This window comes from Streptomyces sp. NPDC033177 (assembly GCF_055577715.1).
Genome location: NZ_JBVIPS010000001.1, coordinates 1,111,744 through 1,134,372, shown reverse-complemented (window position 1 = coordinate 1,134,372; position 22,629 = coordinate 1,111,744). Strand labels below are relative to the sequence as shown.

The 22,629-nt window shown below is 72.2% G+C and carries 21 protein-coding genes; 9 read left to right on the top strand and 12 right to left on the bottom strand.

Annotation, left to right across the window (positions count from 1 at the left end):
• Nucleotides 1–201: 201 nt before the first annotated feature.
• The 4 genes from ACZ5U5_RS05100 to ACZ5U5_RS05085 all read right to left on the bottom strand — a co-directional run bounded on the left by ACZ5U5_RS05100 (nucleotide 202) and on the right by ACZ5U5_RS05085 (nucleotide 5,200).
• A complete protein-coding gene (locus ACZ5U5_RS05100) occupies nucleotides 202–594 on the bottom strand; it encodes a bacterial transcriptional activator domain-containing protein (protein WP_469016383.1) in 393 nt (130 codons plus the stop codon).
• A gap of 144 nt (nucleotides 595–738) precedes the next feature.
• On the bottom strand, nucleotides 739–3,570 hold the full coding sequence (locus tag ACZ5U5_RS05095) for a helix-turn-helix transcriptional regulator (protein ID WP_469016381.1): 2,832 nt from the start codon (nucleotides 3,568–3,570) through the stop codon (nucleotides 739–741).
• Between the two features lie 155 nt (nucleotides 3,571–3,725).
• A complete protein-coding gene (locus tag ACZ5U5_RS05090; RefSeq protein WP_469016378.1) occupies nucleotides 3,726–3,935 on the bottom strand; it encodes a hypothetical protein in 210 nt (69 codons plus the stop codon).
• 167 nt (nucleotides 3,936–4,102) lie between these two features.
• Nucleotides 4,103–5,200, bottom strand: a complete 1,098-nt coding sequence (locus tag ACZ5U5_RS05085) for an NADH:flavin oxidoreductase/NADH oxidase (RefSeq protein WP_469016375.1) — start codon at nucleotides 5,198–5,200, stop codon at nucleotides 4,103–4,105.
• Between the two features lie 165 nt (nucleotides 5,201–5,365).
• Between ACZ5U5_RS05085 and ACZ5U5_RS05080 the strand changes: the two genes are divergently transcribed.
• Nucleotides 5,366–5,731, top strand: a complete 366-nt coding sequence (locus tag ACZ5U5_RS05080; RefSeq protein ID WP_469016372.1) for an ArsR/SmtB family transcription factor — start codon at nucleotides 5,366–5,368, stop codon at nucleotides 5,729–5,731.
• A 66-nt stretch (nucleotides 5,732–5,797) separates the two neighbouring features.
• On the opposite strand, the gene ACZ5U5_RS05075 is transcribed toward ACZ5U5_RS05080, so the two are convergent.
• Nucleotides 5,798–7,153: an FAD-dependent oxidoreductase gene (locus ACZ5U5_RS05075; RefSeq protein WP_469016370.1), complete on the bottom strand. Its 1,356-nt coding sequence runs from the start codon at nucleotides 7,151–7,153 to the stop codon at nucleotides 5,798–5,800.
• 243 nt (nucleotides 7,154–7,396) lie between these two features.
• Here ACZ5U5_RS05075 and ACZ5U5_RS05070 point away from each other — a divergent pair, with 243 nt between their 5' ends.
• Both ACZ5U5_RS05070 and ACZ5U5_RS05065 read left to right on the top strand, forming a co-directional pair.
• Entirely contained in the window at nucleotides 7,397–7,759 is a 363-nt protein-coding gene (locus ACZ5U5_RS05070) for a DUF6214 family protein (protein ID WP_469016367.1), read from the top strand.
• A 100-nt stretch (nucleotides 7,760–7,859) separates the two neighbouring features.
• Nucleotides 7,860–9,110, top strand: a complete 1,251-nt coding sequence (locus ACZ5U5_RS05065; RefSeq protein ID WP_469016364.1) for an MFS transporter — start codon at nucleotides 7,860–7,862, stop codon at nucleotides 9,108–9,110.
• 25 nt (nucleotides 9,111–9,135) lie between these two features.
• On the opposite strand, the gene ACZ5U5_RS05060 is transcribed toward ACZ5U5_RS05065, so the two are convergent.
• Entirely contained in the window at nucleotides 9,136–9,789 is a 654-nt protein-coding gene (locus ACZ5U5_RS05060; RefSeq protein ID WP_469016361.1) for a DUF305 domain-containing protein, read from the bottom strand.
• A 186-nt stretch (nucleotides 9,790–9,975) separates the two neighbouring features.
• On the opposite strand from ACZ5U5_RS05060, the gene ACZ5U5_RS05055 reads away from it, so the two are divergent.
• On the top strand, nucleotides 9,976–11,475 hold the full coding sequence (locus tag ACZ5U5_RS05055) for an LVIVD repeat-containing protein (protein WP_469016359.1): 1,500 nt from the start codon (nucleotides 9,976–9,978) through the stop codon (nucleotides 11,473–11,475).
• Here ACZ5U5_RS05055 and ACZ5U5_RS05050 read toward each other — a convergent pair.
• Nucleotides 11,463–12,167: a TetR/AcrR family transcriptional regulator gene (locus tag ACZ5U5_RS05050; protein ID WP_469016357.1), complete on the bottom strand. Its 705-nt coding sequence runs from the start codon at nucleotides 12,165–12,167 to the stop codon at nucleotides 11,463–11,465. The genes ACZ5U5_RS05055 and ACZ5U5_RS05050 overlap by 13 nt on opposite strands.
• Nucleotides 12,168–12,359: 192 nt before the next feature.
• Between ACZ5U5_RS05050 and ACZ5U5_RS05045 the strand changes: the two genes are divergently transcribed.
• A complete protein-coding gene (locus ACZ5U5_RS05045) occupies nucleotides 12,360–12,605 on the top strand; it encodes a DUF2630 family protein (protein WP_469016354.1) in 246 nt (81 codons plus the stop codon).
• Nucleotides 12,606–12,659: 54 nt separating this feature from the next.
• Here ACZ5U5_RS05045 and ACZ5U5_RS05040 read toward each other — a convergent pair whose 3' ends face one another.
• The 4 genes from ACZ5U5_RS05040 to ACZ5U5_RS05025 form a co-directional block, all read right to left on the bottom strand.
• The gene (locus ACZ5U5_RS05040; RefSeq protein WP_469016352.1) at nucleotides 12,660–13,361 is read right to left on the bottom strand and encodes an HAD family hydrolase; all 702 of its coding nucleotides are present in this window, start codon (nucleotides 13,359–13,361) and stop codon (nucleotides 12,660–12,662) included.
• Between the two features lie 277 nt (nucleotides 13,362–13,638).
• Nucleotides 13,639–14,337, bottom strand: a complete 699-nt coding sequence (locus ACZ5U5_RS05035; RefSeq protein WP_469016349.1) for a phosphatase PAP2 family protein — start codon at nucleotides 14,335–14,337, stop codon at nucleotides 13,639–13,641.
• 95 nt (nucleotides 14,338–14,432) lie between these two features.
• A complete protein-coding gene (locus ACZ5U5_RS05030) occupies nucleotides 14,433–15,368 on the bottom strand; it encodes a M56 family metallopeptidase (RefSeq protein WP_469016347.1) in 936 nt (311 codons plus the stop codon).
• 143 nt (nucleotides 15,369–15,511) lie between these two features.
• Nucleotides 15,512–16,075 carry a DUF5134 domain-containing protein gene (locus tag ACZ5U5_RS05025; protein ID WP_469016345.1) on the bottom strand — a complete coding sequence of 188 codons (564 nt, stop codon included), beginning with the start codon at nucleotides 16,073–16,075 and terminating at the stop codon, nucleotides 15,512–15,514.
• Between the two features lie 168 nt (nucleotides 16,076–16,243).
• Between ACZ5U5_RS05025 and ACZ5U5_RS05020 the strand changes: the two genes are divergently transcribed.
• Both ACZ5U5_RS05020 and ACZ5U5_RS05015 read left to right on the top strand, forming a co-directional pair.
• Nucleotides 16,244–17,941, top strand: coding sequence for an FUSC family protein (locus tag ACZ5U5_RS05020; RefSeq protein WP_469016342.1), 1,698 nt, complete (start codon nucleotides 16,244–16,246; stop codon nucleotides 17,939–17,941).
• A 36-nt stretch (nucleotides 17,942–17,977) separates the two neighbouring features.
• A complete protein-coding gene (locus ACZ5U5_RS05015; RefSeq protein ID WP_469016340.1) occupies nucleotides 17,978–18,565 on the top strand; it encodes a MarR family winged helix-turn-helix transcriptional regulator in 588 nt (195 codons plus the stop codon).
• A gap of 32 nt (nucleotides 18,566–18,597) precedes the next feature.
• Here ACZ5U5_RS05015 and ACZ5U5_RS05010 read toward each other — a convergent pair whose 3' ends face one another.
• Complete coding sequence (locus tag ACZ5U5_RS05010) at nucleotides 18,598–19,374, bottom strand: FadR/GntR family transcriptional regulator (protein WP_469016338.1); 777 nt, start codon at nucleotides 19,372–19,374, stop codon at nucleotides 18,598–18,600.
• Between the two features lie 158 nt (nucleotides 19,375–19,532).
• Here ACZ5U5_RS05010 and ACZ5U5_RS05005 point away from each other — a divergent pair, with 158 nt between their 5' ends.
• Together ACZ5U5_RS05005 and ACZ5U5_RS05000 are read left to right on the top strand one after the other, a co-directional pair.
• Nucleotides 19,533–20,807 (top strand): M20 family metallopeptidase, encoded by a 1,275-nt coding sequence (locus ACZ5U5_RS05005; RefSeq protein ID WP_469016336.1) that lies wholly within the window; start codon nucleotides 19,533–19,535, stop codon nucleotides 20,805–20,807.
• Complete coding sequence (locus tag ACZ5U5_RS05000; protein ID WP_469016334.1) at nucleotides 20,804–22,243, top strand: aldehyde dehydrogenase family protein; 1,440 nt, start codon at nucleotides 20,804–20,806, stop codon at nucleotides 22,241–22,243. Before ACZ5U5_RS05005 ends, ACZ5U5_RS05000 begins: the two co-directional genes overlap by 4 nt.
• The last annotated feature ends 386 nt before the right edge of the window (nucleotides 22,244–22,629 follow it).

Here is a 22,629-nt window from a genome sequence, read left to right as displayed (position 1 = left end):
GGAGTCTCCTCTTGTGGGGCCCGCCACTGGGACCGCCTCCCCCTTCCGCTCTCGCCCCCCCCGTGCCGTTTTGGGAGGAACTGTTGGTGCCCTTCCGCCCGCTCCCCCCACCGCGCCCGCCAGGGGCGGGTTGGCCGGCCCGCGGCCCGTGCACCCCCGAGCGCGCACGGACAGACAGGCCGGCGGTGACGTGGTGGCACGTCACCCGTTTTCGTGGAACCCCCGCCGCACCATCGTGCGGAACTGCTCGGAGGGTTCGATGCCGAGCTCCGCGTGGAGCAGCCCGCGGAACGCCTTGGAGTGGCGTACCGCCTCCCCGAGGCTGTTCTCGGCGAGGTGCACCGTCACGACCGCGCGGTGCGCGCTCTCGCGCGGCGGATCGATCCGGGTGCTCTCCAGGGTGCCCGCGAGCACCGAACGTGTCGCGGGACCCCGCAGCCCGAGGAGGGCCAGCAGCTGCTGTCCGCCGGCGGGCACGTCGACCTGTCCGCCGCCGTCACCCTCGCCGCGGCTGAGATGAAATCCCCCCAGCAGCCGCAGACGCAGGGCCGGTGATGCGTCGCCGCGTACCGCCGGACATTCCTTGACAGCCATCTGTGCACCCCCAGTTGTGCATCCCATCCCCTGACCAGCCAAAAAACTACGCCGGGCAGGGGCAGGGGTGCCTCAGGGAACCGCCCAGGGATAACCCCGGTGTGCCGGGGCTCCGGCCAGGGGGGTGCGCCCGGTCTGCCGGGTCTAGGACGACGTGCGCCGGTCCTGGGGGGCGAAGTGCTGGACGAGACCGATACGCGAGGTGATGCCGAGCTTCGTATAGGTGTGGCCCAGGTGGTACTCGATGGTCTTGACGCTCAGCGCGAGCGCGGTGGCGATCTGCCGGTTGGTGAAACCCTGCGATGCGAGGCGCGCGACGGCCAGTTCCTGCGGGGTGAGGCCTTCGGCGGCGGAGTCGACGTCCGCCGGATCGTGCGCGGGCCGCGGCGGAGCCGCCCGCCCGCAGGCGTCCAACTCCCTTTCGCAGCGCGCCAGATAGGGGCCGGCTTCCAGTTCGTTCATCGTCGTGTACGCCGCCTGGAGCTGGGCCACGGCGACCGAGCGGCGGCCGATCCTGCGCAGGAACGCCCCGTGGTCGAGCTGGACACGGGCGCGGCCGAACGGGGAGGGCAGCTGCGCCGCCTGGTCGTGCGCGCGCAGGAACGCCGCCTGGGCGCGGTCCGTCTCCCGGCGCGCCGCGTGCAGATTCCCGCGCACCCGGGCCGCGGTGGACAGCGCCCCGTGCTGCCCGCGCGCCTGCGCCCGCTCCTCGTAGGGCAGCAGGACCGCCTGTGCCTCGTCGAGGTCGCCGAGCTGGATCAGCGCGTCGACGAGCAGCTCACGCCAGGACACCACGCCCGGTTCGTTCACCCCGTCGTGCGAGGCGAAGTCCAGGAGCGGCCGCAGCGCCTCGACGACGCGCTCCGGCTCCGCGCGGGCCTCGGCGTAGGCCCCGTGCGCCGACGCCGCGTACGCGTAGGCGAGGGCGCTCTCGTCGCAGCCCGGCGCGTCCAGGGCGAGACGCAGGTGTGCCGATGCGCGGTCCCATGAGCCGCGTGCCGAGAGGATCCAGCTGGCGATGGCGTGGGTGACGGGCTTGAGCCACGACTGCTCGCTGTCGTCGGCGATCGAGGCGGACGCCTCGGCGTGGATCAGCGCCTCGTCCCAGTCGCCGAGCCGGTGCAGGGTCTGCGCGAGCGCGGAGGCCGAGAGCAACCGCAACGGCACCGTGCCCCTGCGGCAGTTGGCCACCGCGCCGAGCAAGTCGGCTCGTGCGCCGAGGAGGTCGTCCGACCAGAGCCGCAACTGACCGCGCGCCAGCAGCAGATCGATGTCCGACGACGGCACGAGCAGCGGATCGGGAAGGTCGCCGGCGAGTTCGATGGCCTTCTTGGCGGACCCGCTGAGACCCAGCGCGAGGAGATGGTTGAAGCGCAGCATCCGGCTCGGCCCCTGGAGGGTGGAGAGCCGCTGGGCACGCTCAGCCCACTGGGCGGCGTCGGATGAGCGCCCGCGCATCACGGCGGCGTAGCTCAACTGCTCCGCGGCGCGCGCCGCCAGCGAGGGGTCGCTCTCGTGGTCGCACTGTTTCCAGGCGTCCACGAGCAGGGTCTGGGCCTGCTCCATGCGGCCCTGGACGCGTGCCACATAGCCGCGTACGTAACCGCGCAGCGCCGGGTCGGCGCCGGACGGCAGTCCCGCCGCGAGCTCGGCGGACTCGTGCACCCGGCCGTCGAGCAGCAGCGCCTCGACCGCCTCCACGGCGAGCCGGTCGCGCTCCAGGTCGGTCGTCGCCACCCGTGAGGCGTGCCGCAGATGGGTGCCGGCCACCGCCCACTGGCCGGTGGCCGCCTCGCGCCGCGCGCAGGCGGCGAGGGCGGCGGCCAGATGCTCGTCCGGGCCCGTTGCGGCGAGCACCCGGTGGCGCAGGCTCGCGTACTCGTCGTCGACCAGGGCGGCGGCCCGGGTGTGCAGATCGGCGCGGTGGGCGGGGCCGATGTCCTGGTAGACCGCGGCATGGACGAGGGGGTGCGGGAAGGCGATCTCGGGTGCGGCGCCCGGATATGTCTCCTTCAACAACCCCGCCTTGACGGCTCGTTCGAGCGCGGGCAGCGGCGTGGTGACACGGGCCAGGGCGGCGGCCACGCTCAGCGGGCAGGAGAGCCCGAGCACGCTGACGGCCTGGACGAGGCGCAGCGCCTGGGACCCGCACTCCGCGAGGTTGGCGAGCACCAGCATGGCGTACGAACGCGGCGCGGGCAGCGGTGTGGTCACGTCCCGCAGGACGTGCGCGGGCACCTGGTCCAGGAGAGCGCGGGCGTGCAGCGGATTGCCGTGCGTGTGGTCCCGCAGGCGTACGGACGCGGAGTGCGGCAGCCGGTTGCTGCCCATCTGCGCGCTGAGGGAGCCCAGTTCGTCCGGGCTGAGTCCGTGCAGCGGGATACGCCGGGTGCGCACGTCGGCCAGCAACCGGCGTATTCCTTCGGGTAGTTGCGGGGCCTGCGGGTCCCGCGCCGTCACGATCGCGAGGACCTTGTCGACACGCAGCCGCCGCAGCGCGAATGTCAGCGCGTTCAGCGACGCCGAGTCGGCCCAGTGGGCGTCGTCGAGCACCAGGATGACGGGGCCCTTGTCCTGCAGTTCGCTCAGCAGGTCGAGCAGCCCGAATCCCGCGGCGAGCGGTGGCAGGGTGCCGGGCGCCGAGCGGGGCGTGCGGATCAGCGAACCCAGGCTGTCCGGCAGCGGGTTGGGGCTCTGCCCGACGAACTGGGCGAGCACCCCGCAGGGCAGCGCGCTCTCGTTCTCCTCGCCGCTGGCCTGGAGCACGCAGGCATCGCCCGCCGTGTCCAGGAACCTGCGCACCAGCGCCGACTTGCCGATGCCGCCGGGCCCGTCGATCAGGACGAGCCGCGGCGCACCTTCGCGCGCCTGACGGAACTCCTCCTGAAGCGCGGCGAGTTCGCGTGTACGACCGGAGAAGGCCTCATGGGGCGCCGGTGCGTGGACATGGCCGTTCAGTATGTCGCCGGACGTCATCACCGCCCCCACATGTCGGCACCCGGTACGGACGCCTGGAATGTGCCGGCGAACCGTGCCGGGCGCGTGGCCCTGAGCGTCCACGATGATGCCGGAACCGTTCTCGGTACAAGTGGATTCGCCACACCCGACGAGCCGGTTCACGCGAGGCGGCATCAGGCGCCACAGGAGTCGTCCCCCGCCGCGCACGCGCCTTCTCCGGTCTCCGGGGACGCGGCGTCCCCGGGCGGTTCGAGCAGCGAGAGCAGTTCGAGCCAGCCGTGGAACTGCGTGCGGTGGCCCGTGTCCCCTTCCTCGCGGCTCTCGCCCACCACATTGCCGTGCACGCCCCCGGGGGAGCGGAACACCTCGATGACGTAGCGCACAACGTCCTCCCGAGGGCCGGTACAGGCCCCGAACCGTGACACATCGCGACAGCGCCACGGTACGAACCCCGGACCGGCCGCCGCTTCGGGGTGTCACCTAGGGATGACCCCAGTCCCCACCCTTGGCCAAGGGTGGAGGGGCGGGAGGCGGCGGCGTGCCGCAGGGCTCACACCATGCGGTGGTACTGCTGGGGCGTGGCGACATCGCCGCCGAGCTCGTTCGCCGCGTGGCGGGCCCAGGAGGGGTTGCGCAGGAGCTCGCGGCCCAGGAGCACGGCGTCCGCCTCACCGTTGGCGAGGATCTTCTCGGCCTGCGCGGGGTCGGTGATCATGCCGACGGCCGCCACGGGCAGCGAGGTCTCCGCCTTCACCCGCGCCGCGAACGGGACCTGATAGCCGGGGCCCGCCTGGATGCGCGCCCTCGGGGCGTTGCCGCCGGTGGAGACGTCCAGGAGGTCCACGCCGTGGGCGTGCAGTTCCTTGGCGAGCCGGACGGTGTCGTCGGCCGTCCAGCCCTCCCGCTCGTCCTCGGGGTTCTCCGTCAGCCAGTCGGTCGCGGAGATCCGGAAGAAGAGGGGCAGTTCCTCGGGCCACACGGCGCGGACCGCGTCGACGACCTCCAGGGCGAGCCGGGAGCGGTTCGCGAAGGAGCCGCCGTACTCGTCCGTGCGGTGATTGCTGAACGGCGAGAGGAACTCGCCGATGAGGTAGCCGTGGGCGCCGTGGATCTCGACCACCTGGAAGCCCGCGTCCAGCGCGCGCCGGGCCGCGTCGGCGAACTGGCCGACGACGCCGCTGATCTCCTCCGTGGTGAGTTCGTGCGGCAGGTGGTGGCCCTCGTCGAAGGGGAGCGCGCTGGGCGCCACCGGCTGCCAGCCGTGCTCGTCCTGGCCGACGGGTCCGCCGCCCTTCCAGGGGCGGTCGGTGGAGGCCTTGCGGCCCGCGTGGGCGAGCTGGATGCCCGGCGTGGTGCCCTGCGTCTTCAGGAAGCCGGTGATGCGGCGCAGCGCCTCGACCTGCGTGTCGTTCCATATGCCGAGGTCCGCGGGGCTGATGCGGCCCTCGGGACTCACGGCGGTCGCCTCGACGAGGATCAGGCCGGTGCCGCCGGTGGCGCGTGCCCCGTAGTGGGCGAAGTGCCAGTCGGTGGCCACACCCGCGTTCGGCCCGAACACCTCGGCCGAGTACTGGCACATCGGCGCCATCCACACACGGTTGGGGACGGTCAGCGATCGCAGGGTGTAGGGCTCGAACAGCGCGCTCACGGCGGACTCCATTCGTCATGGACTTGGGTACGGCTCGTACGATAGACCTCGTAGTACGGCAGATGTCAAACTACGATGACTCTCGTACTATGGAGCCTTCGAGAGGGCGTGCAGCCCCGACGTGAGCCGAGCCCGGACGAGTAGCCCCGACGAAGTGGAGCCGTCATGACGACCGCCGCACCCCTCAGCAGCCGTGCGCTCGATCATCCGACGCGTGCGGAGATCCGGCTCGAGGGTGTGCTCCACGCGCTGTCGGACCCGATGCGCCTGCGGGTCGTGCGGCAGCTCGCCGGGTGCGAGCCGGGCCTCGACGGGCTCTCGTGCTCACAGATCGACCTGCCCGTCACCAAGTCCACGAGCACGCACCACTTCAGGGTGCTGCGCGAGAGCGGCGTGATCCAACAGATCTACCGCGGCACGGCCAAGCTGAACGGCTTGCGCCGAGAGGACCTGGACGCACTGTTCCCGGGCTTGCTGGAGAGCGTCCTTACGGCAGCCAGGGCGCAGGCGGAACGCGCGAGCGCCCCGTAAGGGGCGCGGGGCTGTGACATGTGCGGCTCCGCCGCGTGGGCGCGATCAGCCCCCACCGGCCCGCAGTCAACGTCCCGCCCAGTCGCCCCTCGCAGCGGCAAGGAGCCCCGCCCAGTCCGGGATCTTCACCGGCCCGCGGCCGAGTGCCGCGCCAAGCTCCGCCTCCGCCCGCTCGATCCCCAGCCAGCCCTGCCACTCGACGGGGCGCAGGCCGGCCTCGCGGAGCGCCGGCAGCGGATCCTCGGGCACCCCTTTGCGTACGAGGGCCGGGGCGTCCGCGAGCAGTGAGAGCACCGTCTCCTTGGCGCACGGGCGGTTGGTCCCGATCACGCCCGTCGGCCCCCGCTTGATCCACCCCGCCACGTACTCGCCGGGGGACGCGGCGCCCTCCCGCAGCACTCGCCCCGCCGCATGCGGCACCGTGCCGAGCCCGGCGTCGAAAGGCAGCCCGTCGATGGGCACCCCGCGATAGCCGACCGAGCGCAGGACCAGTTGCCCCGCGATGTCCTCGTACAGCCCCGAACCCGTCACCCCGCCGCGGCCGTCCGGCAGCGTCCGCTCGAACCGCACCCCGCCGACACGCCCCGCCGCCTCCGTCACGGCCACCGGACGCAGGAAGAACCGGAGCCGGATGCTGCGCGGCAGGTGCTGCGCCGGGCGCTCGGCCCAGCCGCGCATCACCTCTACGTTGCGGCGGCCCACCGCGGGCAGGCCGGAGGGGTCGGCGTACGCCGGATCGAGAGCCAACTCCGCGGGATCCACGATCACTTCGGTGTCCGGGAGCGAGCCGAGCTCGCGCAGCTCCTTGGTGGTGAAGCGGGCCTGCGAGGGGCCGCGCCGCCCCACCATGTGGACCTCGCGCACCCGGCTCCCGGCAAGGACGCCGAGCGCCGCCTGGGGCATGTCGGTGGGCCGCAGCTCCGACACGCCGCGCGCCAGCATCCGGGCGACGTCCACCGCGACGTTCCCGACGCCGATGACCACGGCGGACTCGACGCCCGCGATGAAACCGTCGGTCGTCGCGTCCGGGTGCGCGCTGTACCAGGACACGAACTCCGTGGCCGAGTGGCTGCCCGGCAGATCCTCGCCCGGCACGCCCAGCCGCCGGTCGGCCGCGGCGCCCACGCAGTAGACCACCGCGTGGTACAGGTCGAGCAGCCGTGCTGTGGGGAAGCCGCCGGGGCCGATCTCGACGCCGCCGAGGAAGCGGACCCGGTCGTCTTCGAGAACCGTACGCAAGTTGTTCTGCAGGGACTTGATCTTCTCGTGGTCGGGCGCGACACCGTAACGGACGAGGCCGTACGGGCAGGGGAGCCGGTCGATGACATCGACGCGCACCCCTGGCACGAGATCTTGCTGGACGAGGGACTGCGCGGTGTAGACCCCGCTCGGGCCCGATCCGACGACGGCGACCTGCAGCACGGCGGTGCTCCTTCCGCGAGGCGGCCTCGGGGGGTGACTTCAGCATCGCACCCCCGTGCGTGAAGGGGGAGACGCCGTGAGGGGCGCGTCGATCCGGGCATCGATCCGGGCCTCCCGCTCGGAAGCCGGTCGCCGCGGGCCCTGCGTGCCGTTCGTGACCTAATGCGATCGCACGGCTACCTTTTGATTGTGCTTGAGAGCTCCTTTCTTGGCGTTTCTGATCACTTTCGACCGAGTACTGCTGTGCCGCCCTCATGCCCCTCCTTCCACGTACGGCTGACCTTCGGTGACGGGGTCGCGGTCGACGCGCGGGCCGTGGTGACCGAGGGGCGCATCACCTTGGAGGGCCTGCACGTCGAACCGCCGCGACCGGGCGACCCCGTCCCCGAGGACCCGCCCCCCGTACGACGCGCGCGCCCGGCCTGGCCGCGCGGACGGCAGGGGCGACTGATGGCGGCTCAGGAGTACCGCGCGGCGCAGGCCGAGGGACGTGATCCCGTCCTAGCGGTGATGCGCGCGACAGGCCGCAGCCGCCGCAGGTCCCTCAAGCTCATCGCGTCCGCCCGGGACGCGGGCGCGCTGCCCGCACGCCACAACCGCCGCTGAGCGACCCCTGACGGTGGTTTGACCTGCGGGCCCGTCGCCGTATTTGATGCCGCAGGTCGAAGTGGGCGGGTCGAGCGCGAGGCGAGGGGTGGCACCGGGCATGGAGGCCAGGCGAGCCCTCGGGCGCCGGTTCGGATGGCTGTGGGCGGCCTACACGGTCAGCGCGTTCGGCACCCGGCTCGCGTTCGACGCGTTCCCCCTGATCGCGATCCTGGCCCTGGACGCAGGTCCGACGGAGGTGTCGGTCCTCGCGGCGGCGGGGTTCGCGGTGGGCGCGGTGGTGGCGGTGCCGCTCGGGCCGTGGGTGGAGTTCCGCCGCAAGCGGGCGGTGATGGTCGCGATGGACCTGGTCCGGTGCGTCGCGCTGCTCAGCATCCCCGCCGCGTACGCGCTCGGCCTGCTCGGCTTCGGCCAGCTCCTGCTCGTGGCGGTCGTTGTGGGCGCGGCCGACATCGCGTTCGGTGCGGCGAGCGGCGCCTGCCTCAAGGCGCTCGTACGGCCGGACCAGCTGCTCGTCGCGAACGGCCGCCTGGAGTCCACGAGTTGGACCGCCCTGATGCTCGGGCCGCCGCTCGGCGGAGCCGCGATCGGTCTCTTCGGCCCGGTGATGACGGTGGTGGCGGACGCGGTCAGCTACCTGCTCTCGGCCCTCGGGGTCCGCGCCATCGGCGGCAAGGAGCCGCACCCCGTACGCACCGGGCGGGCGACGGGCTTCCGGGCGGGCGACCTGCTCGACGGGTGGCGTCACATCCTGGCGGGTCCCGTGCTGCGCCCGCTGTTCTTCAACACGGTGCTGAACAACGGCCTGATCATGGCGACATCACCCCTCCTGATCGTCCTGATGGTCGGCGAGCTCGGCTTCGCGCCCTGGCAGTACGGCCTGGCCTTCGCCGCGCCCTGCGTCGGCGGACTGATCGGTTCGCGGCTCGCGGGGCGGCTCGTCGAGCGGTTCGGGCGGCACCGGGTCCTGCGCACCGCGGGCACGCTGCGGGCGTGCTGGCTCATCGGCCTCGCCTTCATCGGCCCCGGTGTCGCCGGGCTCGTGCTAGTCATCGTCGTCGAGTTCGGCCTGATCCTGTGCTCGGGCGTGTTCAACCCTGTGTTCGCCACCTACCGCCTGGACCACACCCCGGCGGACCGCGTCGCCCGTACCTTGTCCGCGTGGTCGGTCACCAGCAAGATGTCCATCGCGGCCATGACGGGCCTGTGGGGTCTGCTGGCCGCCGTCACGGGGCCGCGTACCGCGGTCGGGATCGCCGGGGTCCTCATCCTCGCCACGCCGCTCCTGCTGCCGCGACGCGACCACGAGCCGCACGACGAACGGGACGCCGCCGCCCGAAGCCGCACCTGACACCGCACGGCAGTCACCCCGCGCCTCACATCTTGCGCATCCGGCCGATCTCCGTCGTCTGCTGCGCGATCACGTCGTTCGCCATTTCCTCGACCAGGATGTTGTTGCCGTCGGAGAGGACATCCGTGGCCATCGTGACCGCGCCGTTGTGGTGCGTGATCATCAGCTTCAGGAACAGCTCGTCGAACGTCTTGCCCTTCGCCGCGCGCAACTGCTTCAGCTGCCCCTCGGTGGCCATGCCCGGCATCGTGCCGTGGTCGTGACCGGGCTGCTTCCTCGCGCCACCGTGGTTCTTCAACCAGCCCTTCATCGCGCCTATTTCGGGGCGCTGAGCCGCCGAGATGCGGTCGGCGAGGCGCTTGACCTTCGTGGACTCGGCGCGTTTCGGGGCGAGTTCGGTCATCTTGAGCGCCTGGGCATGATGCGTGATCATCATCTGGGTGTAGGTGAAGTCCGCCGAGTTGGGAGTGTCGTCGTCGGCTCTCTTCTTGGCCGCGTCCTCGGCGGACATCGTCTCGGCGCTCTCGCCCGGTTTGCCGGGAGCGATCACCGAGGGGCCGGGGGCCGCCTTCTTCCCCGGTTCGGAACCGGAGTCGGAGCCTCCTGAATCGCAGGCGCCGAGCGCCAGAACGGCGGCCGTGAGGAACACGGCGACGACGGGCGTACGACGGTGGTGCACGGCTGCCTCCTGTGGCACGCGGGGGAGTTGGGGACCGTCCTAGCACGCTTACGTGCGTGAGAGATCAAAAACTTTCATTACAGATGCGTTGCCATCTGTTGATCTGTGCATGATGAGCACGATACTGCGGGGTGTCCGTGAACCGTTCAACTACGAACGGCGACCAGGGCGACTAGGGAGGACGCAGTGACCCTGAACAACCCCCGAACACGGCACAGACGCTTCGGCGTCGGGGCGGCCGCGCTCGGTCTGATTGCCGCGCTGTTCAGCGCGGCGCCCGCCGGAGCGACGCCCGACCCGGGCGACTCGCCGGCCGCGCCCAAGAGCGTGTCGAAGAGCGACGCCGCCGAAGCGAGGGCAGCCGTCAAGAGCGGCAAGATACCCGCGCCCGACGAGATCGTGCACTCGGCCAACATCAAGCACGTCGCCAACATCCCCAAGGACGCGCTGCCGGGCACCAACTCCGACCTCGCATTCCAGGGGAAGTACGCCTTCGCAGGAAACTACGACGGCTTCCGCATCTTCGACATCAGCAACCCGAAGAAGCCGCGGACCGTCTCCCAGGTCCTGTGCCCCGGTTCGCAGAACGACATCTCCGTCTCCGGGAACCTGCTCTTCCTCTCCACCGACTCCTCGCGCAGCGACAACTCCTGCAGCAGCACCTCGCAGCCCGCGACGGAGAAGTCCTCGTGGGAGGGCATGAAGGTCTTCGACATCAGCGACAAGTCGAACCCGAGGTACGTCTCCGCCGTCGAGACCGCCTGCGGCTCGCACACGCACACCCTGGTGCCGGAAAAGCGGAACGTCTACGTGTACGTCTCCTCGTACTCGCCGAGCGCGACGTTCCCGGACTGCCAGCCCCCGCACGACGGCATCTCCATCATCAAGGTGCCTCGCAAGGCTCCGCAGAAGGCGGCGGTCGTCGACTTCCCCGTGCTCTTCCCGGGTGAAGGCCCCGACGGCGGCGGTAACCCGGGCGGGCCCACCAACCCGGGCGTCTCCAAGACCACCGGCTGCCACGACATCACCGTGCTGCCTTCCAAGGACCTGGCGGCGGGCGCCTGCATGGGCGACGGCATCCTCTTCTCCATCAAGAACCCCGAGAAGCCCAAGGTCATCGACCAGGTCCAGGACAACAAGAACTTCGCGTTCTGGCACTCGGCGACCTTCAACCAGCGGGCCGACAAGATCGTCTTCACCGATGAGCTGGGCGGCGGTGGCGCTGCCACCTGCGACGCGGCCACGGGCCCGGAGCGCGGCGCCAACGGCATCTACGAGGTCAAGGGCAAGGGCGATCACCGCAAGCTCGTCTTCAAGAGCTACTACAAGATCCCGCGTCACCAGGCCACGACCGAGAACTGCGTGGCTCACAACGGCTCGGTGATCCCGGTCAAGGGCAAGGACCTGATGGTCCAGGCCTGGTACCAGGGCGGCGTCTCCGTCTGGGACTTCACCAACGCGTCGAAGCCGAAGGAGATCGGCTACTTCGAGCGCGGTCCCCTCAGCACCGACGCGATCCAGACCGGCGGCTCGTGGTCGGCGTACTACTACAACGGCTACGTGTACTCGAACGACATCGCCAAGGGCTTCGACGTCCTGAAGATCGACGACAAGCGGACGGATCCCGCCGAGCGGGTCCGCCTCCGTGAGCTCAACGTCCAGACCCAGCCGGACTACTTCGACTGACCGGACCGGCGCGTGGAGCGTTGCGTGGACCGTTGAGGAGACCGTGTCTCCTCGACGGCCTGATCGGCGACCCGTGCATGTGTCCCGCCGGGCGGCTCTTCGCCCGGCGGGACCCCGAGCTCCCAGTCAAGCCCGTACCGCTGGAAGAGCTCGGCCCGCAGCGCGGACGGAGGCATCGGCGCCCCCGGAAGCAGCACCGCGAAGACCGCGCCCATCAGCAGGGCGCGCAGCAGCGGATAGTCGGTGTCCACGTCGGGCGAGCCATGGCGTACGACGGTGTCGCGGAGCAGTTCGGCGAGGTGCTGCTGCTCGGGGCAGCGCACGAATCCGTCCGCCTGGAGGATCCCCGCCATGTGCGTGCGCATGAGGAGGGGCTGGTCGCGGGCCAGGCCCAGGATCGCGTCGATGGCGCGGGCCAGGAGTTCGTCGCCGTCCGCCGACCGCGGCTCCCGTTCGAGGGCGTCCCGGAGCGTGCGGTGCATCAGCCGGTGCACCGCCGACTGCAGGAGCTGGCGCTTTCCGGGGAAGTAGTACGACACCAGGCCGCGGGCCGAGCCCGCGCGGTCCGCGATGTCGCCGAGTGTCGTCGCCTCGTACCCGCGCTCGCTCACCAGGTCGACCGTGGCCTGCAGGAGCCGTTCCCTGGAACGCCTTCGCAACTCTTCATTGACCGATGCGCTACGCGGGGACATCCTGTAACTCCTGCGTTGACTGGCTGAGAGCCAGTATACTCAGCGTGTCGCGGACCAAGACCCTCAGTGGTCGTCTCATGGTCCGGTGCGACCTGGGGCAGGCAACACCGCGGGGGAGTGTTGCCTGCTCACAGGTGCCGATCGGCCGAACCCTCCTTACAGTGGGCCGGGGGGCCGAGGAGGCGTACTGAGATGGATCAAGAGCAGATTCTGTCCCGGATCTCGTCGATGGTCGACGACGAGCGGACGCTGCGGGAGTCCCTCGCGGCGGGCGCGATCGACGAGGCGACGGAGCGCGCGAGGCTCGGCGCGCTGGAGCGTGAACTCGACCGCTGCTGGGACCTGCTGCGTCAGCGGCGCGCGAAGGCGGAGTTCGGCGAGAACCCGGACGAGGCGCGGGCCCGCCCCGCGGCCCAGGTCGAGGGCTACCGGTCATGAGGCGCCCCGCACCCTGACGGCCGGCACTGCGAAGCCTTCGAGGCCCGCGACATCTCAGCCCCCGTCGACGAGACCGAGGACGGGGCGCAGTCCGTCCGGCCGCCGGTCCACGGGCAGAGGGTTCACGAAGTGGACGGCGCAGCCGAGTGCGGTGGCGCCGGCGTCCGCATGCCGGTCGTCGCCGACCATCAGCGCGTCCGCGGGATCGACGCCGAGCGTTTCGCAGGCGCGGGCGAAGAGGCGTGGGTCGGGCTTCTGGATCTCGTGCTCGTACGACAGGGTGTACGCGTCGATGTAGGGGTCCAGGCCGTGGGCGCGGAAGACGGGGCGCAGGTCCCACCCGATGTTGCTGATCACCGCGACGCGGATGCCCCGCTCGCGGAGCCCGGTGAGCACCTCGGCCGCATCCGCGTAGGGGCGCCAGGCCTCCGGCCGCATATGGCGGTCGTACAGGGCGTCGTGCAGGAGCGGATCGGGCAGCCGGACCTCGCGTGAGAGGCCGGTGAACGCGGCGCGGTGCTGAGCGGCGCTGCGGTCGCGCTGGGCCCACAGCTCGGCCAGCCGTTCGGGTACGCGGTCGGGCCGCGCCCCGCCCGGCTGCGCACCGGCGCGCTCAAGACCCTCCGCCAGCCGCTCGAACTCGGCCGCGGGCAGCGGCAGTCCGGCCTCCCGGAGCACCGCCCGCAGCCAGGACCCGGTGGACTCGATGCGGAACAGGGTCCCGGAGAAATCGAAGAGCGCGCCCTTGATCGTCATGCCAGGGATCCTCCGGGACGGGCGGAGGGGTGGTCAAGTGTGCTTTGCGCCGGGGGTGTTGGAGGGACTCGGCTGGCGGGGCTGGGCCCCTTCTGACGGATCTCCGTGGCGTCGCGACGCCCGGCACTCCCCCACGCCTCAAGGGCGCGGGGGGACCCCCGTCCTCGCCGCACGGCGAAAAGGGACAGGTGGCTCCGCCACATGACCCTTCACACCGCACGCCCAGCGCACGCACCGAACACCGCTCCTTCTCCCACGGAGATCCGTCAGAATGGGCCTAGCTGGTCCCGGGGGTGCGGGTGGCCGGGCGGCGGGCGTAGGTGGCGATCGCGAGGGTCACCATCAAGGTGCCGAGCAGCCAGCCGCCGGCGACGTCCGACGGCCAGTGCACGCCGTTCCAGACGCGGGTCACGCCGACCCCGAGCACGGAGACCGCGGCGATCACGACGGCCGTGCGCCACACGGCGGCTCCGACGCCGTACATGCGCAGCAGCCACAGGAGCAGCCCGCAGACGACCGTCGCCGTCATGGCGTGGCCCGAGGGGAACGCCGCGAAGTGTGCGGAGTCCACCGGGTCGGGCCAGCTCGGGCGCGGCTTGTCGACCGCGGCCTTGAGGCCCTGCTGCACCAGGGTGCCCACCGCGCAGGTGACCGCGAGCCACACGGCCGGGCGGTTCTCCCGGCGGTAGAGGAGCCACAGCACGGTCACGGTGATCAGCAGGCGCATCGTCCATGGGTCCCACACCCAGTCGGTCAGGATGCGGCTGGCCTGGGTGACGCCGTCGTGCGCGACGGCCCAGCGGTGCATGGTGCGCGCGATGTCACCGTCGAGGGTGCCGAGCGGGCCCCACTCCAGCTCGACCAGGAGGATCAGCAGGAGCGAAAGCACGCTCAGGAGCGCGGTGACGAGCGGGGCGCGGGGCCTGCGGGGGCGGGGCGGACCGGGCGGCGAGTCGAGGGGGGCAGCGGGGTGCATGGAGAGATCCTCCCCGACGGGCGGTACCGGGGGCCATCCCGGGGTGGTGTCCCGTGGGGTGCGTCCCGGCTTCCTCGGCCTCCGGCGGCAGGCCATCACCCCAGCGCGCGCAGCCCCGGCACGAACGTCACCAGGAGCGGGACCACCGGCACGAGCGCCGCGGCGGCCGTCAGCCGCAGCCGCCGACCCGCGGTGAGCCGTGGCCGCGCGGACAGCAGCCGGTGCACCCGCTGCGGCACGTGGGCCTGCGGGGTCGGGCAGGGGCCGAACACGCCCCGGTCTTCGTTGAGCTCGACCAGCGCGAGGGCGATCGTCAGACGCCCGAAGCGCCGCGAGGCCACGTCGTCGGCGGCCAGTTCGACCAGGCGGTGCATCTCGTCCCGGAACGCGGCGAAGACCGGCACCTGCGGGAACCCCGTGGCCAGCGCGCCCGAGCAGTGCAGGAGCCAGTCGTGCCGTGCCTGCGCGTGCCCTTGCTCATGGGCGAGCACGGCATCCAGCTGACGGCCCTTCAGGCGCTGCAACGCCGCAGTGGTGATCACCAGTTGGGGAGCGGCGCCCGGCAGCCACCAGGCGTCGGGGCGCTCACCCTCCAGGACGACCAGACGGTCGGCGCCGGGCTCCTCGCCGGGCAACAGCGGTGCGCGCAGGCGGAGTTCGGTGCGTCCCTTGCGGCGCCTCGCGCGGGCCCGGACGATCTCGCGGGTCAGCATCGCGGCGGTCCACACGCCGCCGAGGGCCAGTGCCACGGCCGTCGCGGGAGCCCAGGAGCCGCCCGCCCCGAGGGCGTACGCGTCGACCACGCCGTGCGGCGCGGGGGCGAAGACGTGGCCGCGCACCGCCTGCCACGCCGCGGCGGCGCTCAGGGTCATGGACAGGGCGCAGCACAAGAGCACACCCGCCACGACGCACTGCCACGCCCACAGCGCGACCACCGGTTCGCGCTCCGGCCAGTCGGCGCGTGCGATGAGGCGCGGGGCGACGACGGCGGCGAGGGCGCCCAGCAGCAACAGCGCAACGGGGAGCAACATGTGTCAAGACTATGAGGGCGGCGCTGTCGGAGGGTATGGCCCATCGCCTCAAGTGACGCACGCCACGGCTGTTCGCGGGGTATCACCCCATACGGTCGCCGGACTCTCCTCCCGCCTTCTCCCGCCCGGGGTCCCGCGGCGGCCTACAGCGTCAGGAGCATCGCGATCATGGCGATCCCCATGGACAGTCGGCACACCATCGCCAGTTCGGTGCGGTCGCCCCACCCCACGACCGGGCCGGTGCCTCCGCCTTCCGTCGCCACGAGCGTGGGTACGGGCAGCAGGCGGGCGCCCGACCACAGCACGTACCCGGCGAAGTAGAGCAGCAGCGCCCCCGTGAGCGCCGGGGCGCCCCCGCCGCCGTGGCCCGCGTGCGCGGTGGGCGTCGCGGCCATGGCCACCGCCATGTAGACCATGGCGCACGCGCCGACCAGATGATGAAGGTGGTGGCGATTTCGGCGGGCCGCCCAGAGCGCGCGGAGCGCTGCCGCGCCGAACACCGCCGCGTATCCCAGCCAGGCCCACCGCGGTGGGGTGAGCACGGCCGCGGGCAGGGCCATCAGGGCCATCCCGAACCCCATGAGCGCCTCACCGCCGGCGGCCCGGCGCTGAGCCTCGATCCTGCTGCGCATCCGCAGCAGGCAGTAGGACCCGGTCGCCGCGCACAGCACGACGAGCAGCCAGCCCGCCTGCGCCGGTCCGTGCACCGCGCACCTCCCCATCGACGGTGTCCCTGGGGTCGATGCCCTCGCACGGCGAGTCGTACGCGAGCGCATGGGTGTACGCGGGGAGCGCGGAGGGGGCGGACGCGGCGTGACGAAGGAGACGTCCGACGTGGATCATTTTCGAGTAAAACACTTGCTAACGTTCTAAGTATGAGCAGTGCACCACCACATTCGCCCCGCCCCTCTCGCCCCTCCCGCGAGTCCCGTCCCTCCGGCCCCTCTGGTGTGCGTCGACTCCCGCTCGCCGGTGTGCTGCGTCCGGGCAAGCCGTCCGACATCTGGTTCAAGCCCGCGTCGAGCGTGGTCGTCGCCACCGCGATACCAAATCTGACGCTCCTCGCCATCGGCCGCCTCGATCTCGTCATGTACACGATGGCCGGGTCGTTCTGCGCGCTCTACACCCACAACCTCCCCTACGCCGCGCGGGCCCGGGCCCTCGCCGGGGTCGTCGTCGGCATGCTCGCCAGTGTCGGCATCGCGATGGTCGCCGCCTCGCTCACCGCGTCGGCGGCGGTGCTTGTGGCGGTCGGGGCGCTGCTGGCCGCCGCGCAGAAGACACTGTGCGACGCGACCCATATCGGCCCGCCCGGGCACCTCATCTTCACGTTCATCAGCTCCGCCACGCTGTTCGCGCCGCAGTCCATCGGGCAGGTCCCCGGCCACCTCGCCCTGACGCTCGGCGCGGGCGCCGTGGCCTGGCTGGTCGGCATGGCCCCCGCCCTGGTGCGGCCGCACGGCCCCGAGCGCCGGGCCACCGCGCGGGCCCTGCGGGCGGCCGCCGCGTACGCCGAGGCCTCGGGCCCCGGCCGCGAGCGGGCCCGCCCCGCGGCGGCCGCGGCCGTCCACGCGGCCTGGCAGTCCCTGCTCGCCACTGGTGCCCGCACTGCGGCCCGGCGCGCCCTGGAGCGCCTGGTCATCCGGGCCGAGGACGCCCTGGCGGCGCCGTCGACGGCGGACCCCGAGCGGTTGCGTTCCTGGGCGGCGGGTCTACGCGGCACGGGCGCCGTGCCGCGTCCCGGTGGCGTACGGACCGACGAGGACGACGAACTCCTGGGCGTGGACGTGGAGTTGGCGGCAGAGGTGGCCAAGGTCTCCCTGTGGCGACGGCTGGGCCCCGGATCGCCGCTGCTGCCCATCGCGCTGCGCACGGCGGTCGGCTGCGGGCTCGCGGGGTACGCGTCGCTGGCCCTGGGGGTCGGCCGCCCCTACTGGGCGCTGGTCACGGCGGCGTCGCTCTACCAGGCCAATGTCACGCTCACCTGGAACAGGGGGGTGCAGCGCGTGGTGGGCAACCTCGTCGGGGTACTCGCGTTCGCCGCGATCGCCCCACTGGCCCACCTCAATCACGCCGCCCTGATCGTCTGCTGCCTGGCGCTCGCCTTCGGGGCGGAGGCGCTGATCGGCCGCAACTACTGGCTCGGCAGCGTGTGCGTCACGCCGATGGCGCTGCTGGTCACCGAGTTCGCCCGGTTCCAGCAACCTGGGGGGCTGATTCTCGACCGGGTCGTGGACACGTTCGTCGGCGCGCTGCTCGGCATCGTCGCGGCGATGGCCGTCACCAACCGGCGCGCCGCCGACCACATAGAACGGGCCATAGACGCCACGGACCGGGCCCGTACCCGCGCCGAACAGGCACTGGCGGCCCCCGCCCCCGCCACTCTGCGCCCGGCGCGCCGCGACCTGACCGCCGCGCTGGTGGACCTGCGGACCGCGCATGACGCGGCGGCGGGCGAGTGGTGGCAGCGCGCCCTGCCGGACCAGCGGGTGATGATCGCCGAGCAGGCCGGACACCGTACGCTCGCGGCGACGGTACGCGGCACGAAGCAGGGCGAACACGTACGAGCATGAAGTGCCGGGCAGGACGAAAGGCCGAGGACGGGGCACATGAGAAACGAAGGCAAAGGGGACGTGGCGGGGGAGACGGGTCCCCCGGCTGGGGGAGGGGGCGGCGCCGACACCCCCCGCGACACCGTCGCCGCCGTCGTTCGGCAGTGGCAGGTTGTGCGGCCTGATGTTGATACCGGGCCGATGGAGGTCATCGGGCGTATCAATCGGTGTGCGGCTCTGCTGCAGCAGGCCGAGGACGCGCCCTTGCGTCGTGTGGGGCTGACCCGGCCCGAGTTCGACCTTCTCGGCGCGTTGCGTCGGACCGGGCACGAGCTGACCCCGGGCGAATTGGCCCGCGAGACCTTCTCCTCGGGGGCCGCCGTCACCAAGCGGCTCAAGCAGCTCCAGGAGCGGGACCTGGTCGACCGGCGTGCCGACACCCGTGACCGCCGTGTCTCGCACGTCGGCCTGACCGACGCGGGCCGCGACCTGGTCGACTCGATCCTGCCCGACCAGCTCGCGTACGAGACCATTGTCCTTGCCGGGATCGACCAGGACGGGCAGGCGCAACTCAGCTCGCTGCTCGGGGAGTTGCTCGGGCAGCTTGAGGGGCGGCTCGGACCGGCTTCGGGGTTCCGGGGGTGACGGGCGGCTGACCAGGAGGCGGCGCCGTCAGCTCAGTGGTCCTCGACCGACGCCGCCAGCAACTCCCGCGCCTCCGGCTCCACATGCTCCGCGTAGTACTCGTGCAGAGCCGTACGGCCCAGGCGCGCGGCGAGCGGTCCGTCCCCCGCGGTGATCGCCGCCAGGACCTCGCGGTGGTGGGCTATGGAGCGCTCCATCCAGGCCGTGGTGTCCGTGACCCCCGCGATCTTCTTCTCGATGACCTCCACCACGGCCTCGTGCACGGCGCGTGCGCACAGGCCCAGGAGAGAGTTGCCGCTCGCCTCGGCGATCGCCCGGTGGAAGAGCGCGTCCGCCTCGCTGAACGCGTGCAGGGAGACCGCGCCGCCACGGCTGAGCGCTTCCATGCGGGTGATCTGTTCACGCATCCGGGCGAGATCCTCCGCGCCGTGCAGGCGGGCCGCCAGACGATTGCTCTCCGCGTCCAACACCATCCGGAACTGCACCAGTTCACCGAGCGTCGCCACGCTGGAGCGCGTCAGCCGGCCCAGGGCCTGGCTGAGGTTGTCGGGCGAAACGCCGAGCACCTCGGCGCCCAGCGGGTCGCCGGGGCGGGAGCGGATCAGGCCCGTCGACTGCAGGACACGCAGCGCCTCGCGCACGGTGGAGCGGCCCACTCCGAAGCGGTTGACCAGCTCGCGCTCGGCGGGCAGCCGGGACCCGGGCGGCAGATCACCGCTGAGGATGCGCTCCTCGATCTGCTCGGCCACCCGCTGATAGGCGCGGACCGGTGTGACCGGCCGGAACAGGTCGGCGTCGTCGGCGGCCATCGGCCCGCCCCCTCCACGGTACGTAGCTGACACGCGATGCCGGCGCGGGAAAACCAAGATCTGGTGGTTGACCCGGCCGGGAACGTGGAGGCAGAGTACGGGAACTCAACTGGTCTGACCAGTCGACTGGCCTCGTGGCGAGCCGACTTGGAGGTTCCATGCACACCAGCTCACGTGACACCAGCTCACGTCACCTCGGCGCACGTCACTCCGGCCCAGCCGTCGACTCCGAGGCCGTCATCGACTCCGAGGCCGTCGTCGCCTTCACGCAAGACCTGGTCCGTCTGCGTACCGTCAACGCGGCCGGGGCCACCGTGGTGGAGCAGCCCGCGGCCGACCTCGTCGCCGGGCTCTTCACCGAGTTCGGCTGGACCTACGACGTGGTGGAGGTCGCGCCGGGACGCCCCAACACCGTCGCCGTCATCGAGGGCGGAGGCGGCGACGGGCCGACCCTGATGTTCGAGGGGCACATCGACGTCGTCACGGAGGGAGCCCCGGGGGACTGGAGCGTCGACCCCTACGGGGCGGAGATCCGCGACGGCAGACTGTGGGGGCGCGGCTCCGCCGACATGAAGTCCGGCGTCGCGGCGATGATCTACGCGGTGCGGGCCCTGCAACTGGCCGGCCCCTTCCCGGGCCGCGTCGTCATCGGCGTGCTGTGCGACGAGGAAGGGCTGATGCTCGGCGCGAAGGCCTTCGCCGCCACCCCGCTCGCGCGCGAGGTGGACGGGGTCATCATCTGCGAGCCCGAGGGATACGAGGTGTGCACCTCGGCCCGTGGCGGCATCCGGCTCCGGCTCGATCTCGACGGGGTCATGGCCCACGGCGCCATGCCGCAGGAGGCCAAGAGCCCGATCGTCGCCGGGGCGCGCATCGTCGAAGCGCTCGCCCAGGTGCAGGACTGGGCCCAGCAGCGGTACGGCACCCACCCGCACGCCGGGAGCGTGACGGTCACGCCGACCGTCCTGCACGGCGGAGACCCCGACCAGCTCAACGTCATCCCCGCACATGGGCTCGTGGGCATCGACGTCCGCACGATTCCCGGCACCGACCACATCGAACTCATCGAGCAGGTAAGGAAGTTCGCGGTCGAGGCGGCCGGGACCGTGGGGGTGGGCGTCGGGCTGACCGTGGTCGACGACCGGCCCGCCGTCGAGATCCCCGACGATCACCCCGTCGTGACCGCGCTCGTCGAGGGGCACCGCCAAGTGCACGGCATCTCACCGCCGTTCGGGTCGGTGCCCGGCACAACGGACGGAACCATCCTCACCCGCGACGCCGGCCTGCCGACCGTCGTCTACGGACCCGGCGGGAAGTGGATCGCGCACCAGAAGGACGAGTACGTCGAGGTGCACGAGATCGTCGAGTACGCGCGGGTGTACGCCGCCGCCGCGCACGCGTTCCTGAACGACACCAGCGGAGGTGGGCGATGACCTGCCCCGAAGGGCTGCCCATCGGGGACGGCTGGGTGAAGGCGTCCGGCAGCGGCCCCGTCCGCTTCCCGTACGACGGCCGTGCGATCGGCACGGCGCCGATCGGTGACGCGGACCTCGCGGCACGGGCCGTCGAACATGCCGCCGCGGTACGCGTGCGGGTCGCCGGGCTGCCCGCAGGCACGCGGCGTCGGGTGCTCGCCGGGGTGGCCGAGGCGCTGGCCGAAGCGGTGCCGGAACTGGTGGACCTCCTCGTCCTGGAGACCGGGAAGCCGATGGTCGACTGCCGGGTCGAGATGTCGCGGGCGGTGGCCACGTGGCAGTCCGCCGCCGACGAGGTGGCCCATCTTCACGGCGAGACCGTGCCGCTGGACCTGCAGCCCTCCGGCGAGGGCCTCTTCGGATACTGGACGAGGCGGCCCGTCGGCGTGGTGGTCGGCATCGCGGGCTTCAACTACCCGGTGCTTCTCGCCTCCCACAAGATCGCACCGGCGCTCGCCGCGGGCTGCCCGGTGATCGTCAAGCCCGCCCCGGCGACACCGCTCGCCACCCTGCGGCTGGTCCACCTCGTACGGGAGCAGCTCGTGGCCGCGGGCGCGCCCGCCGGATCGGTGCAACTCGTCACGGGGGACGCGGAGGTCGGCCGTACGCTGACCACGCATCCGGAGGTCGCCGCGGTCTCCTTCACCGGGTCCGCGGCCGTCGGCCACCGCATCGCCCGGGACGCGGCGCCCCGCAAAGTCGTCCTCGAACTCGGCTCCAACGCGGCGCTCGTGGTGGCCGCGGACGCCGATCTCGACGCGGCGGCCGACGCGGTCGTGCGGGGCGGGTTCTACGCATCGGGGCAGGCCTGCATCTCCGTGCAGCGGGTGATCGTGGTGGATGCGGTCGCGGAGGAGTTCGAGAAGCGGCTCGCCGGGCGGCTGCCGGACGTGGTGGTCGGTGACCCACGGGACGCCGGGACCCGGGTGTCGGTGCTCATCGACGAGACGGCGACGGAGCGGGTCCTGGAGTGGGTCGAACGCGCGCGGGCGGCGGGTGCTCGGCTGGTTGCCGGGGGAGTCCGTGACTCGGGCGGCCGGTGCGTCGTCCCGACGCTGCTCGCCGACGTCCCCGACGGCGAACCCGCCTGGGACGAGGAGGTCTTCGGTCCGGTCGTCTGCCTGCGCGCGGTGCCGGACCTGGACTCCGCGTACGACCTCGTCAACGCGAGCCGCTACGGCCTGCACGCCGCCGTCTACACCAACGGTCTGCGGGCCGCGCTGGAGGCCGTGGAACGCCTGGAGGTGGGCGGCGTGGTGGTGAACGAAGTCCCCGGCTACCGCAGCGACATCGCCCCCTACGGCGGCGTCAAGGACTCGGGCATCGGCCGCGAGGGCCCCAGATTCGCGATCGAGGAAATGACGGTGACCCGAATGGCGGTCATCAGGCCTTGAGCGGGGTTGGGCTACCTGTGGTGAGCCGCTGGGCCCGGAGAAGCCCCCCGGTCGTACGGTTCCTGGGCCCGAAGGGTGGGCCGGTGGAGACCGCGTCTCCCGCCGGCCGGGCCAGGCCGCACGGCTGCCGCGCCCGTCCACCGAGCCCGGTGGCTGTGCTCCGTCCGTTCGCCAGGCCCGGCCCAGCCTCGTCCGGCGGCCAGGTCCGGCCCAGCCTCGAATGGCGGTCATCAGGCCTTGAGCGGGGTTGGGCTACCTGTGGTGAGCCGCTGGGCCCGGAGAAGACCCTCGGTCGTACGGTTCCTGGGCCCGAAGGGTGGGCCGGTGGAGACCGCGTCTCCCGCCGGCCGGGCCAGGCCGCACGGCTGCCGCGCCCGTCCACCGAG